Origin of the sequence: Cytobacillus sp., from assembly GCF_964223445.1 — a bacterium.
In the GTDB taxonomy this organism is placed as follows: domain Bacteria; phylum Bacillota; class Bacilli; order Bacillales; family Cytobacillaceae; genus Cytobacillus.
This window is the reverse complement of record NZ_CAXQGS010000021.1, coordinates 1-14,368: the sequence shown is the minus strand read 5'-3', so window position 1 is coordinate 14,368 and position 14,368 is coordinate 1. Positions and strand designations below refer to the sequence as shown.

At 44.1% G+C, this 14,368-nt stretch carries 14 protein-coding genes; all 14 read right to left on the bottom strand.

Annotated features, from left to right (window positions below):
- Positions 1 to 5: 5 nt before the first annotated feature.
- A complete protein-coding gene (gene pyrE / locus ACEQ1T_RS02490; protein WP_206836226.1) occupies positions 6 to 638 on the bottom strand; it encodes an orotate phosphoribosyltransferase in 633 nt (210 codons plus the stop codon).
- On the bottom strand, positions 628 to 1,344 hold the full coding sequence (pyrF, locus tag ACEQ1T_RS02485; protein ID WP_370221615.1) for an orotidine-5'-phosphate decarboxylase: 717 nt from the start codon (positions 1,342 to 1,344) through the stop codon (positions 628 to 630). The genes pyrE and pyrF overlap by 11 nt, the downstream gene beginning before the upstream one ends.
- Entirely contained in the window at positions 1,316 to 2,257 is a 942-nt protein-coding gene (locus ACEQ1T_RS02480) for a dihydroorotate dehydrogenase (protein WP_206836221.1), read from the bottom strand. Before ACEQ1T_RS02480 ends, pyrF begins: the two co-directional genes overlap by 29 nt.
- Entirely contained in the window at positions 2,254 to 3,030 is a 777-nt protein-coding gene (locus tag ACEQ1T_RS02475) for a dihydroorotate dehydrogenase electron transfer subunit (protein WP_370221631.1), read from the bottom strand. Before ACEQ1T_RS02475 ends, ACEQ1T_RS02480 begins: the two co-directional genes overlap by 4 nt.
- Positions 3,030 to 6,242 (bottom strand): carbamoyl-phosphate synthase large subunit, encoded by a 3,213-nt coding sequence (carB, locus tag ACEQ1T_RS02470; protein ID WP_370221614.1) that lies wholly within the window; start codon positions 6,240 to 6,242, stop codon positions 3,030 to 3,032. The genes ACEQ1T_RS02475 and carB overlap by 1 nt, the downstream gene beginning before the upstream one ends.
- Positions 6,221 to 7,327, bottom strand: a complete 1,107-nt coding sequence (locus ACEQ1T_RS02465) for a carbamoyl phosphate synthase small subunit (protein WP_370221613.1) — start codon at positions 7,325 to 7,327, stop codon at positions 6,221 to 6,223. The genes carB and ACEQ1T_RS02465 overlap by 22 nt, the downstream gene beginning before the upstream one ends.
- Positions 7,324 to 8,610 carry a dihydroorotase gene (locus tag ACEQ1T_RS02460; protein ID WP_206836209.1) on the bottom strand — a complete coding sequence of 429 codons (1,287 nt, stop codon included), beginning with the start codon at positions 8,608 to 8,610 and terminating at the stop codon, positions 7,324 to 7,326. Before ACEQ1T_RS02460 ends, ACEQ1T_RS02465 begins: the two co-directional genes overlap by 4 nt.
- Entirely contained in the window at positions 8,573 to 9,511 is a 939-nt protein-coding gene (locus ACEQ1T_RS02455) for an aspartate carbamoyltransferase catalytic subunit (RefSeq protein WP_206836205.1), read from the bottom strand. Before ACEQ1T_RS02455 ends, ACEQ1T_RS02460 begins: the two co-directional genes overlap by 38 nt.
- Before the next feature lie 152 nt (positions 9,512 to 9,663).
- Positions 9,664 to 10,968, bottom strand: coding sequence for a solute carrier family 23 protein (locus tag ACEQ1T_RS02450; RefSeq protein ID WP_370221611.1), 1,305 nt, complete (start codon positions 10,966 to 10,968; stop codon positions 9,664 to 9,666).
- A 139-nt stretch (positions 10,969 to 11,107) separates the two neighbouring features.
- Positions 11,108 to 11,653: a bifunctional pyr operon transcriptional regulator/uracil phosphoribosyltransferase PyrR gene (pyrR, locus tag ACEQ1T_RS02445; protein ID WP_370221630.1), complete on the bottom strand. Its 546-nt coding sequence runs from the start codon at positions 11,651 to 11,653 to the stop codon at positions 11,108 to 11,110.
- A gap of 205 nt (positions 11,654 to 11,858) precedes the next feature.
- A complete protein-coding gene (locus ACEQ1T_RS02440; protein WP_370221610.1) occupies positions 11,859 to 12,770 on the bottom strand; it encodes an RluA family pseudouridine synthase in 912 nt (303 codons plus the stop codon).
- Entirely contained in the window at positions 12,742 to 13,239 is a 498-nt protein-coding gene (lspA, locus tag ACEQ1T_RS02435; protein WP_370221609.1) for a signal peptidase II, read from the bottom strand. The genes ACEQ1T_RS02440 and lspA overlap by 29 nt, the downstream gene beginning before the upstream one ends.
- A gap of 86 nt (positions 13,240 to 13,325) precedes the next feature.
- Positions 13,326 to 13,613, bottom strand: a complete 288-nt coding sequence (locus ACEQ1T_RS02430) for a hypothetical protein (protein ID WP_206836195.1) — start codon at positions 13,611 to 13,613, stop codon at positions 13,326 to 13,328.
- A gap of 461 nt (positions 13,614 to 14,074) precedes the next feature.
- Positions 14,075 to 14,368 (bottom strand): zinc finger domain-containing protein (locus ACEQ1T_RS02425; protein ID WP_370221608.1); only part of this gene is annotated, 294 nt, incomplete at its 5' end.

The window sequence follows — 14,368 nt, the reverse complement described above, 5'->3', positions numbered from 1 at the left end:
CTGCTTTATTGAGTTACTTTTCCCCACTCAGCAGGATCTTTTCGCCATTCAATCAGCTTCTTCATATCCTTTTCCTGGATATAGCCATTTTTAACGGCTACTTCTGTCAGAGCTTCAATATCAGTCAAAGTATATGCTTCGATTTTCTCTTCGTCCAGCATTTCCTTTCCTTTTTCCAGCTGGTATGTAAAGATAGCCGCAACACCCAGCACTTCACAGCCTGCTTCTCTTAAAGCCTTGACAGCAGTAATGGCACTTCCTCCTGTTGAAATTAAGTCTTCAACAACAACAACCTTCTGGCCTCTGTCAGCTTTTCCTTCAATTTGCTTCCCTTTCCCATGGCCCTTTGCCTTGGATCGGACATAGCACATTGGCAGTTCCATAATGTCACTTACCCAGGCAGCATGCGGAATACCCGCTGTTGCTGTTCCTGCAATTAGTTCTGCCTCAGGAAATTTATCCTGAATGATTGCCTGAAGGCCGGCAGCAATTTCTTTTCTAACTTCAGGATAAGACAATGTGAGACGGTTATCACAATAAATTGGAGCACGCAATCCCGAAGACCATGTAAATGGATCGTTTGGGTTTAATGCAACTGCTTTTATATCTAATAATTTTTCTGCTATTTTACGCTTCATTTAGAACGCCCTCCCAAGATTGCTTGCATAGCATATACTTTTCAAAAGGATTTTCCGCTCTGGTAATCGATCGGCCTACTACTATTGCGGAAGCCCCTTCATTTCTGGCGAATTCAGGTGTGGCTACTCTTTTCTGATCTCCGGAGTCGTCAGATGAAAGGCGTATTCCCGGTGTTACAGTCAAAAAAGAAGATCCTATTCGCGAACTTATTTCCCTTGCCTCAAAGCTTGAACATACTACTCCGTCAAGTCCTGCTTCTTTGGCAAGATTGGCATAATGAAGAACAGATTCGTTTAATGAAGCAGGAATTAATTGCTCTGATTTCATTTGCTGTTCGGATGTGCTTGTCAGCTGCGTCACAGCAATACAAGACGGCCTTTTCCCTGAGCTCCCGGCTTCAAGTCCTTCACATGCTGCTTCCATCATGGCTTTCCCACCTGAGGCATGTACATTAACCATATCGCAGCCAAGCCCCGCAAGTCGCTTCATGGCACTTTTAACGGTATTAGGAATATCATGAAGCTTGAGATCAAGGAAAATCTCATGTCCTTGTTCTTTTAAATCGTGAACGATAGAAGGCCCCTCCTGATAAAATAACTCCATGCCGACCTTTAGAAATAATTTTTCATTTTCAAAGTTTTTCAGAAAATGATTAACTTCCATTTTTCCCGGAAAATCAAGAGCAATAATGAGCGGCTTTTTCATGTTTCTTCCAGCTCCTTCCTACACATTCTGAAATATGTTCATATCCCAGCTTCCCAATAAGCTCTGGCAGCCCATCGATAATTTTTGGACACACAAAAGGATCAACGAAGTTAGCTGTACCAACCGCTACTGCACTTGCACCTGCATAAAAGTATTCAATGACATCCTCTGCTGATTCAATGCCGCCCATTCCGATGATCGGAAGGGACACCCGCTGGCTCACTTCATATATCATCCGGAGCGCGACAGGCTTAATGGCTGGCCCTGAAAGTCCCCCAGTTTTATTTGCCAAAATCGGATTGCCTGTTTTTAGATCTATTCTCATGCCAACAAGCGTGTTAATCATCGTTAAACCGTCAGCTCCGCCGTCTTCCACTGCTTTTGCCATTTCTACAATATTTGTGACATTTGGTGAAAGCTTCACATAAACAGGTACCTCTGAAACCTCTTTTACTTTTTTCGTTAAGTTTTTAGCAATTTCAGGAATAGTGCCAAATGCAATTCCGCCTGTTTTTACATTCGGACAGGAAATGTTGAGTTCAAGTGCATGTACATTAGGGCTTGCAGAAATTTTTTTGGCAACTGCAACATAATCTTCTTCCTGCGAACCGGCTACATTGGCAATAATCGGTACATCAAATTGCTCAAGCCAGACCAGCTCATCATTCACCACTTTTTCCAGGCCTGGATTCTGCAGCCCAATTGCATTCAGCATCCCTGCAGAGGTCTCAGCCACTCTTGGTGTTGAATTTCCAAAACGGGGCTCAAAGGTTGTCGCCTTGATCATGATCGCACCCAATTGGCTCAAATCATACAGCTGGCTGAATTCTCTGCCGAAGCCAAAGCATCCAGATGCAGGCATGATTGGATTTTTTAATTCCAGTCCAGGCAGACTGACATTTATCGAGTTCATAGAACTACCTCCCCTGCTTTAAAGACTGGTCCGTCACTGCAGACTTTTTTATAACTGTATCCATCAGGGTCATCCCCTGTATGGCAAACGCATGCAAAGCACGCCCCTATGCCGCAGCCCATCCGTTCTTCTAATGACAGGTATACGTTTTTATGAGAGTATTGATTTTCAAGCGCCTTCAGCATCGGAGTCGGGCCGCAGGAATATAAAACATCGAAATTAATATTAAATCTTTTAATAACATCTGTAACAAAGCCTTTTGTTCCTGCACTTCCATCAGCTGTAGCCACATAGGTCCCGCCCAGCTGTGCAAACTTTTCTTCATAGAAAACGGCACTTGCTGACTGAAAGCCAAGGATATGAATCACATTAACACCACGGCTTACAAGCTGTTTTGACAACTCATATAGAGGGGGTACTCCGATTCCTCCTCCCACAAGAAGTGCTGTATCCCCCCGGCCTGCTTCACTGATAGGAAACCCATTTCCCAGCGGCCCCAGTACATCTGCGTAATCGCCAGGTTTTTTTTCTGAAAGCATATTCGTTCCTCTGCCTTCAGCACGGTATATCATCTTAAACTGGCTTTCATCAGGTAAAATCTCAGCAATGCTGATCGGCCTTCTTAGCATCGGGTCATACCCCCCGGAAATTTTCAAATGTACAAATTGCCCGGGCTCCTTCATTTCATGAACAAGCTCACCTTGTAGGGTGAGCTCGAAAATGTTTTCTGCTAGTTTTTTTTGCGATATTACAGTGCATTGTTCCTGTCTGATCAAGATAAAACCGCCTCCCGGACTTGTTCTGATTTATCCATCGCATCTGCTGAGAAATTCATTGATTCGATTACTTGAAGGATTGCTTCTGCCGTATCTAGAGAAGTAAGGCATGGCACCCCATTTTCCACAGATTCACGGCGGATGCGGAAGCCATCTCTGGCAGGCTGTTTTCCTTTTGTTAGAGTATTTATCACAAATTGGGCTTCGCCATTTCTAATCACATCCAGAAGGTTTGGCCCTTCTGACCCTATTTTTCCAGTCACTTTTACAGGAATGCCCGCAGTTTTAAGGAATAAAGCTGTTCCGCTTGTCGCCATTAGCCTGTAGCCGATGGATACAAATCTCTTTGCCAGCTGCAGAGCTTCTTCTTTATCCTTATCTGCGACAGTCATTAATACTGTTCCAAACGGCTGGATTTTCATGCCGGAAGCAACAAGGCCTTTATAAAGGGCTTTTTCAAGCGTTGAATCTTTCCCCATAACTTCTCCAGTTGACTTCATTTCAGGCCCTAAAGTGATGTCTACTCTTCTTAATTTCGCAAATGAGAACACCGGTACTTTTACAAACACGCCTTTTCTCTCCGGCAGAAGTCCGGAACCGCAGCCCTGCTGAGCCAAAGTTTGGCCCATGATAACCTTCGTGGCGATTTTGGCCATTGGCACATTTGTAATCTTGCTCAAGAAAGGAACGGTCCGGCTTGAACGCGGGTTGACTTCAAGGACAAATACTTCCCCTTTTGCCACTACATACTGGATATTCAGGAGTCCTATAATGCCAAGGCCCTTAGCCATCTTCTCGGTATACTCAACGAGCTTGTCTTTGATTGCCTCGGAAATGTTTTGCGGAGGATAGACTGCTATGGAATCTCCTGAGTGCACTCCAGCTCTTTCAATATGCTCCATGATGCCTGGAATGAGCACATTTTCTCCATCCGAAATGGCGTCCACTTCAATCTCCTTCCCAGTCAGATACCGGTCGATTAATACTGGGTGCTCCGGATTCACTTTTACAGCGTTTTCCATATAATGCAGAAGCTCTTCTTCTTTATAAACTATCTCCATGGCTCTTCCGCCAAGTACATATGATGGTCGGACAACCACGGGGTAACCGATTTCACCGGCAATCGCTACTGCCTGCTCCACAGATAGGGCAGTTTTTCCTTTTGGCATCGGAATGCCCAGCTCTGCAAGGGCATGCTCAAATTTATCACGGTCTTCTGCCCGGTCTAAGTTTTCAAGAGAAGTCCCGAGAATTTCGACACCTCTCTTTACAAGATCCGCTGCAAGATTAATAGCTGTTTGTCCGCCAAATTGCACAACTACACCTTCCGGCTTCTCAAGGTCAATGATGTGCATAACATCTTCAATCGTAAGCGGCTCAAAATAAAGCTTATCGGAGATGCTAAAGTCAGTAGAGACAGTTTCCGGATTATTATTAATGATGATTGCTTCATAGCCTGCTTCCTTGATTGCCCATACTGCATGGACAGTTGAGTAGTCAAACTCCACTCCCTGGCCAATCCGGATTGGACCTGAGCCCAGGACAACAACACTTTTGCGGCCAGTTACCTCCGATTCGTTCTCTTCCTCGTATGTTCCATAGAAATACGGTGTTTCAGATTCAAATTCTGCCGCACACGTATCAACCATTTTATAAACCGGTACAATATCCTGTTCTTTTCTCCAGCTGTAAACTGCCATTTCACTTGAATCCCAGAACCTCGCAATTACCAGGTCGGCAAATCCCATTTCCTTTGCAGCTTTCCCTGTTTCAGGGTCAAAAGGATTTTCTGTTAATACACTCTCAAAATCTACGATTTTCTTAATCTTATGAAGGAAGAATAGATCAATCCTGCTCCATTCATGGATCAACTCGATGGTAACTCCCCTTCTGATGGCTTCTCCGATATAAAACAAACGTTCATCGCCTGCTTTTCGAATCCGCTTTTCGATCAGTTCATTAGAAATTTGGTCAGCGTCCTTCAGCTCAAGATGATAAATGTTTGCTTCAAGTGAACGGACTGCTTTCAGAAGAGATTCTTCAAATGTGCGCCCTATAGCCATTACTTCACCTGTAGCCTTCATTTGGGTTCCAAGCGAACGGTTAGCCGATTCGAATTTATCAAACGGCCAGCGCGGGATTTTTGAGACAATATAATCCAACGCCGGTTCAAAACAGGCATATGTTTTTCCTGTGACAGGATTCATCATTTCATCAAGTGTCAGCCCCACCGCTATCTTGGCTGCCAATTTGGCAATCGGATAGCCTGTTGCCTTTGATGCAAGTGCTGATGAACGGCTGACACGCGGGTTAACTTCGATGATGTAATAATTGAAACTATCCGGATCAAGTGCCAGCTGGACATTGCATCCTCCTTCGATCTGAAGAGCCCGGATAATTTTTAATGAAGTGTTTCTTAGCAGCTGATACTCACGATCACTCAAAGTTTGGCTTGGAGCTACTACAATGGAATCACCTGTGTGGACACCTACAGGATCGAAGTTTTCCATATTGCAGACAACAATCGCATTGTCATTGGAGTCACGCATCACTTCATACTCAATTTCTTTGAAGCCCGCAATGCTCTTTTCCAGCAGGCACTGTGTTACAGGGCTGTTCTTCAAGCCGCTAGTCACAATTTCGATTAACTCCTCTTCATCATGGCAGATTCCCCCGCCTGTTCCCCCCAATGTGAAAGCAGGGCGTACGATGACCGGATAGCCAATCCTATTTACAAACTTATACGCTTCCTCCAGGTTATGGATAATTTCACTGTCAGGCACCGGCTCGCCAAGTTCATTCATCAGATTTCTGAAAAGATCCCGGTCTTCCGCTTTTTGAATAGCAGATAATTTTGTACCTAGGATTTCAACCCCGCATTCATCCAAAACTCCTGATTCAGCAAGCTCTACTGCCAGGTTTAATCCTGTCTGCCCCCCAAGAGTAGGCACAAGGGCATCAGGGCGTTCTTTTCGGATGATGCGGCTGACGAATTCCAGCGTAAGCGGCTCTATATATACTGCGTCAGCAATTTCAGTATCTGTCATGATGGTAGCAGGATTTGAGTTTACAAGAATGACGCGATAACCTTCCTCTTTCAATGCAATGCAGGCCTGTGTTCCAGCATAATCAAACTCTGCTGCCTGCCCGATAACAATTGGTCCTGATCCGATTACTAAAATGCTTTTTATATCTGTACGCTTTGGCATGCTGCAGCACCTTCCTCTTTATGTGATTCAATCATTTGCAGGAATTGTTCAAATAATCCATTTGCATCCTCTGGTCCCGGTGAAGCCTCAGGGTGATATTGCACAGTGAACGCAGGGACTTCTTTATGTTTTAAGCCTTCAATCGTTCCATCGTTTAATGCAATATGTGTTACTTCCAGAAGAGTACCCGAAACTGAGTTTTCTTCCACTGAATATCCATGATTTTGAGATGTTAAAGCTACTTTTCCGGTTTGCAGATCTTTAACCGGATGGTTTGAACCGCGATGGCCGAATTTCATTTTTTCTGTATTGGCACCGCATGCAAGGGCAAACAGCTGATGTCCCAGGCAAATCCCAAAAATCGGCACATTTCCTAACAGACCTTTAATCATTGTGATAGCTTCCGGAACATCCTTCGGGTCTCCAGGTCCATTTGAAAGCATAACCCCATCCGGGCTCATGCTGAGTATTTCTTCAGCTGTTGTATTATAAGGTACCACAATCACATCACAATCCCGTTTGTTCAGTTCTCTTAAAATACCGTGTTTCATGCCAAAATCCACAAGGACTACCCTTCTGCCGCGGCCAGGGCTCGGATAAGGTGTCTTAGTGGAAACTTGCTTAACCTGATCGTTCCGAAGCTTTGTTGCACGCAGTTTTTCGATGATTAATTCCGGGCTTTCATTTATGCTGCATATAGCACCTTTCAGCGTACCATGCTGCCTGATAATCCTTGTTAATTTTCTAGTATCAATCCCAGCAATTCCGGGGATGTTTTTCATCTTAAAGTATTCATCAATTGTTTGTTCATTTCTCCAGTTTGAAGGAAACTCGCTTGCTTCTTTAACAATGAACCCGGAGATTGCAGGAGAGATTGATTCAAAATCATCTCGATTAATTCCATAATTTCCGATTAAAGGGTATGTCAATGTTACAATTTGTCCGCAGTAGGAAGGGTCAGAGAGGATTTCCTGATAACCCGTCATTCCTGTATTGAATACGACCTCTCCAATCGAATTCGTATCGCTTCCAAACCCTTTTCCAATAAAAATTGTCCCGTCTTCCAGAATCAGCTGTTTTTTCATGCTCTTACACTCCCTCTGTTCCAAACAATTTTTCCGCCTGCTATTGTCATAACCGGCCACCCTTTACAATCCCAGCCAGTAAATGGCGTATTTTTCCCTTTTGATAAGAACTGGGATGGATCAATTTTTTCCTGGCGGTTTAGATCAAGCAGGACAAGATCTGCTATATTACCTTCTTCCACTCTTCCTGATTGTAAGCCGAATGCCTCAGCTGGCTTGATTGTTAAAAAATCAATCAGCTGTTTTAGTGTGAATATTCCCTTCTCGACGAAGTGTGTGTAAAGGAGCGGAAAGGCTGTTTCAAGTCCAACAATTCCAAAAGGCGCCAGCTCCATCCCCTCTTCTTTTTCTGCTGCAGTATGAGGTGCATGGTCGGTCGCGATAAAATCAATCGTACCGTCCAGCAACCCTTCTATTAAGGCAGCTCTGTCATCTGCACCTCTAAGTGGAGGATTCATTTTAAAGTTTGCATCCAAACCCGGGATATCCTCTTCACATAGAAGGAGGTGATGAGGTGTCACCTCGGCCGTTACCTTGATGCCTGCACGCTTTGCATCTCTTACCACCCTGACAGACTCTTTCGTACTGATGTGGCAGACATGATAATGGCAGCCAGAAGCTTCGGCAAGGAGTACATCCCTTGCGATTTGCACTGATTCACAGACGGAAGGAATACCATTTAAACCATTCTCTTTAGCAAAAACTCCATCATGTACGGAGCCTTTGTTAATGAGGGTATTTTCTTCGCAGTGCGCAACAATCGGCATGCTGATCTCTGCGGCGTTCCTCATTGCCTGCAGCATCATGGCAGCTGATTGCACCCCAACTCCATCATCAGTAAAAGCAAACGCTCCAGCTTCTTTCAGTGCTTTAAAATCTGTTAATTCCTGGCCAAGCTCACGGATTGTAATCGATGCATACGGCAGAACCTTGACCAACGCAGTCTCTTCAATTCGGCTGTTCAATTTTTCAAGCTGTTCCTTCGTATCAGGTACAGGCCGGGTATTCGGCATCGCCGCAACCGTTGTGAAACCGCCTTTGGCTGCTGCCTTTGTGCCAGTTTCAATGGTTTCCTTCTTTTCACCGCCAGGCTCACGCAAGTGTACATGCAGATCTATAAAGCCTGGTGCAATCAATAAGCCTTCTGCATCAATCACTTCCTGTGCCTTTTTCTCGATACCTGCACCTATCCCGGTGATTTTTCCTGACTCTATGTAAATGTCGGTCTTTACAAAATTCCCTTCCTTAGTAAGCAACTGGCCATTTTTGATTAATGTTGACATGATTAGCTCCCCCTTCAATATGTTCAATTGATCTTTTTAGTACAGCCATTCGAATGTACACACCATTTTGCATTTGTTTGAAGATTCTGGAGCGCTCGCATTCCACCAAGCAATCTGCTATTTCTACACCCCGATTTACAGGGGCCGGATGCATGATAATGCTGTTTGGCTTCATTTTTCTTTCACGCTCATCTGTAAGGCCGTATGCCAGGTGGTATTCTTCAGCCGTTTGATTGGCTTTCGATTCGTGTCTCTCATGCTGAATTCTCAGCAGCATGACAACATCAGAAGTTTCAATTGCTGTGTCAACATCTTCATACATGCCATTTTCAAGCAATTCTTCATTGAACCATTCTTTTGGACCTGAAAAAACAACCTTCGCACCGAGCCGTACAAGTGCATCTGCATTGGATCTTGCGACACGGCTATGGGCAATATCACCGATGATGGCTACTTTTAATCCTACAAAGGAACCGAATTCCTGTTTAATTGTCAGCAGGTCAAGCAGTGATTGTGTTGGATGATGGCCGCAGCCGTCCCCTGCATTCAGGATGGAAACACCGCTTTTACCTGCCAATTCGTCAAAGTATCGATCCAGGCTATGGCGGATGACGACTGCATGAACACCGATTGCTTCAAGCGTTTTTACCGTATCGTATAATGATTCGCCCTTGGATACACTTGATGTGCTGACTTCAAATGGGATTATGTCCAGTCCAAGCCGTCTTTCCGCCACTTCAAAGCTGCATTTTGTCCTTGTGCTGTTTTCAAAAAAAAGATTTGCGACAAACACCTTTTGTTCAGGACTCCATGTCCCGCCGTTTAAAAAGTATTGTGCATCCTCCAGGATTTTATTGATTTCATTAATTTCTAACTCTGAGGTAGTGAGCAAATGTTTCAAGATTATCCCTCCTCTTTCAGTAAAAAAACACCCTGACAATTTGGTCAGGGTGCTGCATAGTTGAGGCAGCCAGATATACGGATACACTGTTCCCGTATAGCCTGCTTGCCGCCAACACCCTTTTAAGTCTCTCTGAACTTAGTTAAAAAGCGTTAAGCTACATTATTTTTTTTTTCGTTTTCAGCTTCAAACATATCTTCCTTGGCCTCTTCTCTGCCAGGAAGAATCAGGTTCAGGAGAACGCCGCTGATCGCTGCCAGTGCCATTCCTTCCAGTTTAAATGCCCAAATTTCGATATGGGCTCCGCCAATTCCGAGTACTAGGATGACCGAAGCAATAACCAGGTTACGGTTGTTTCCAAAATCCACTTTGCTGTCAACAAGCATTCTTAATCCTGATGAAGCGATGATCCCGAACAGAAGGATCGACACGCCGCCCATTACTGGAGTTGGGATCGAGCTGATTAGTGCAGTTACCTTACCAATGAATCCGAAGATGATGGCGATGACTGCAGCACCTGCCAGTACATAGACACTGTATATTTTCGTGATGGCCAGTACGCCTATGTTTTCACCGTAAGTTGTCTTTGGCGGACCCCCGATTAATGCCGAGATCATTGTTCCTGTTCCATCAGCAAGGATGGAGCGGTGAAGTCCCGGTTCTTTAATATAATCTCTCCCAACTACTTTTCCAAGGACAAGCTGATGGCCGATATGTTCAGAGATTGTCACAACAGCTACTGGTATCATTAAAAGAGCCAGATCAAGGGTTACCCTCACTTCATAATCAGCGAAGGGGATTAAGAATTCCGGCATCTCGAACCAGGATGCCTGCTGTACAAGCGAGAAGTCTATCAGGCCCACTGCCAGTGAGTATACATAGCCGATTATGATACCTGCAAGAATCGGCACCATGCTGAGCATTCCTTTTGCATAGATGGAGAAGATGATTGTTGCACCTAAAGTGATGAGCGCTGCTGAGAAATGCACCATGCTGTATTCACCCGTTTCAGGGTTGTTCATGGCCATTCCGACTGCTGTGCCTGCTAATGCCAATCCGATTACAATGATTACCGGGCCGACCACGATTGGCGGAAGCAGATTCATAATCCAGCGGTAGCCCGCTTTTTTGATGATCAACGCTACGGCTCCATATACTAGTCCTGCCATAAAGCTTCCGATCATGGCAGCACCTGGTCCGCCAGCAGCTTTTGCTGCGATGATTGGAGCAATGAAAGCGAAAGATGACCCTAAATATGCCGGCACCTGCCATTTTGTTATGATGAGGAAAGCTATGGTTGCAAGTCCGCTTGAGATTAAAGCTATGGCAGGATTTAATCCTACTAAGAAAGGTACAAGTATAGTGGCTCCGAACATTGCGAATAAGTGCTGTAAACTTAATGTCAGCCAATGGGCTGGTTTTGGAACATCTTTTATATCTAGAATAGGCTTATGCATGCCAATCTCTCCTCTTCAATTTATTAAAAAACCCTCTTTGCCAGAGTCGCAAAGAGGGTAAAAGAGCACAGCAAAAGATAGACTGATTTTGCTGAGTCCCCCTTTGCCAGCCTCTCTGGACTGTATTTAAAAGGGCTATTTAATTTTCAAAAATGCTAACTTGATCGCTTTCATCCACTTCCTTCAGCTCGACAACAATTTTTTCCGAACTGGAGGTTGGAATGTTTTTTCCAACATAATCAGCTCTTATCGGAAGCTCTCTATGGCCCCGGTCCACGAGGACTGCCAGCTGAATCTTCGATGGCAGTCCGATATCAATCAGCGCATCAAGGGCGGCTCTAACTGTTCTTCCTGTATAAAGAACATCATCGACCAGTATCACTTTCTGTTCATTTATATCTTTTGGAACATCTGAGCCTTTGACAAGCGGCTCCTGATTTTCAGTCTTTTTCGTAAGATCATCTCTATATAGAGTAATATCAAGTTCGCCTACATCAATTTTGGCACCTTCGATTTGTTCGATCCGCTCCGCCAGGCGGTTCGCAAGGTATATCCCCCTGGTACGGATTCCAATCAGGATGCAATTTTCGATCCCTTTATTTTTCTCTATAATTTCATGAGCAATCCTTGTCAGCGCTCTCCTGATTGCCTGGTCATCCAAAACTATTGCCTTTTGCTGCGGCATTCTGATCACCTCTATTATCTGATTCTCTTCAGTTAATGTTATATACAAAAAACCTCTCACCGATCTGGCGAGAGGGTAAACGATTTTATTGCTGCAGAATAAGGATACCATGCTCCTTATTCAATCCGTTTCCTTCCCAGCCTCACGGGACTGTTTTAAAGGACTTATTCAACTATAGTCATCATATAGCACAGTTGGACAGTTGTCAACGATTATTTGCCAGTTTACCTAATAGCTCTTCGAAATAAGCAGGCATAGGTGCTTCAAATTCCAGGTACTCACCTGTTCTTGGATGATTAAATCCAAGAACACCTGCATGCAGTGCTTGTCCTCCAAGATCAAGAGTCTTTCTTGGACCGTATTTAGGATCTCCTGCCAGAGGATAGCCAATGTATTTCATATGAACACGGATTTGATGGGTTCTTCCCGTTTCAAGCTGGCATTCCACCAGTGTAAAATCCCTGAAACGCTCAAGGACCTGAAAATGCGTAACCGCATGTTTTCCATTGTCAACAACGGTCATGCTTTGACGGTCTTTGGGATCGCGGGCAATTGGGGCATCAATCGTACCATAATCGTGGGGAATGACTCCATGGACAATGGCACGGTACTTACGTGTAACGGTTTTATTCATCAGCTGGTTCACAAGACTTTCATGTGCCATATCATTCTTTGCAACCATAAGAAGTCCCGATGTATCCTTATCGATTCTGTGAACAATTCCTGGCCTCATGACCCCATTTATTCCTGAAAGATCTGTGCAATGTGCCATAAGTCCATTTACAAGAGTGCCAGTGCCATGCCCGGCTGCCGGATGGACCACCATTCCTTTTGGTTTATTTATCACCAGGACATCTTTATCTTCATAATAAATATCCAGCTCCATTTTTTCCGGCACAACATCCAATTCTTCAGGTTCAGGTATTGTTATTTCAATTTTATCATTTGCCGTACATTTGTAATTGGTTTTCGGCTTCTGCCCGTTTACAAGAACATTGCCGTCTTTAATCCATTGCTGAACCTGCGTTCTTGACCAATCCGCATTCAATGTGGATAACACTTTATCTATTCTTTCTCCTGCCTGTTCTTCAGGAATGATGTGTTCCATTTTCTCCATAAGATTTCTCCTTCTTCTTTGCTTCTCTCTCTTCAAGCAGCATCTGAATCATCAGTAGCCCTACACCACTAACCAGAGCCGAGTCAGCAATATTGAAAACGGGGAAGTCATATCCAAAAATATAAGTGTTAATGAAATCCACCACTTCTTTTCTAAATACCCTGTCAATAAAGTTTCCAATCGCTCCGCCCAGCATCAGGCCCAAAGAGACTCCAAGCAGCAATTTGCCTTTGGCAGCTTTTTGAATGTAATAAATGATACCAATTATGACAATAACGGTTATTACGTAGAAAAACCACATTTGCCCCTGCAGGATGCCCCAGGCAGCGCCACGGTTGCGGTGCGATGTAATATAAAGAAAGTCCTCAATAACTTTAACACTTTCCCCTAATTCAAAGTTCTTTACAATCAGCCACTTCGTAAACTGATCAAGTGCAATCACGAACAATGCAATTATGTAATAAAACACAAAGGCAACCCCCATATCCCATATCTCATATCATTACCTTTGCATTTTAGCACAAACTGAATAAAAAACACAGCACACGCCTAAACTCAGTGGAAAATAGATTTTCTGTAGAATTTCCCCAGCCTGCTGCAGTCCTCCATTGTTTTTAAAGTAGGGATCACCTGCAGCAAATCTTGCGGAAGCAGTTCACCTGAAATTTCACATTTGCCAAAACTTCCAGATTCAATTTTGCTGAGTGTTTGTTCAATATCATGCAGCTCTTCCAATAAAATCGGTTTTATCAAAGCGGAACTATTGCCTTCCATTAGCCTTTCCAGTATTTCCTGTCTTGTATTACGGAGTTCTGTATATAGCCCTTCTGCTTTTGCATCCATGCTTTTTCCTCCGTTCTCTGATGTTTACTTTATTATTTTCTCGGAACGGATTTCAGACACGGATAAACTTTTAGCAAACGGCACAACATTTAGTGAAGGTGGAATTATTTATTAAGACTCTTTTCGTATAAATTGTTGTTTTTCGCTTATCAATGTTGTCCGTTGATTTCCGCTCCAGGCTGCTCGCTTTCCGCGGGGCGGCGGTGAGCCTCCTCGACGTTGCGCGCCTGCGTGGTCTCACCTGTCCCGCTACTCCCGCAGGACTTTGAATAAGCATCCTCGAATAAGCACCGCACGAAGGAAATGCGCCAGCATTTTCGAGGATCTCGCACCTTCCGCTACAATCAACTCAGTAAATATAATACAAAAGCAACAAACCTTGCGAATACAGCCCTTATAAAAAGGATTTGAAGAAGTCCAATTAAAAAACAGTCCCCCAATTTTTGAGGGACTGCCAGTATTTAAGCCAAGTGGCTATAATTATTTTTTACAACCTCAGCACAGCGAGGGCAAAGAGTGTCATAGCCTTCTATCTGGCCGACGTCTGGAGTAACTGTCCAGCAGCGATCGCAAGTTTCCCCTTCTGCTTTAGAAACAACTATTGCAGTGTTTTCAAATTTCACAGCATTTTTAGGAGCATCTGACAGGCCGCCTGCTACTTCAAATCCAGAAACGATAAAGATCTGCTGAAGATTTTCCTGAATTGACTCCAGAAGGCTCTTTGCTTGATCGTTTACATAAAGGGTTACTTTTGC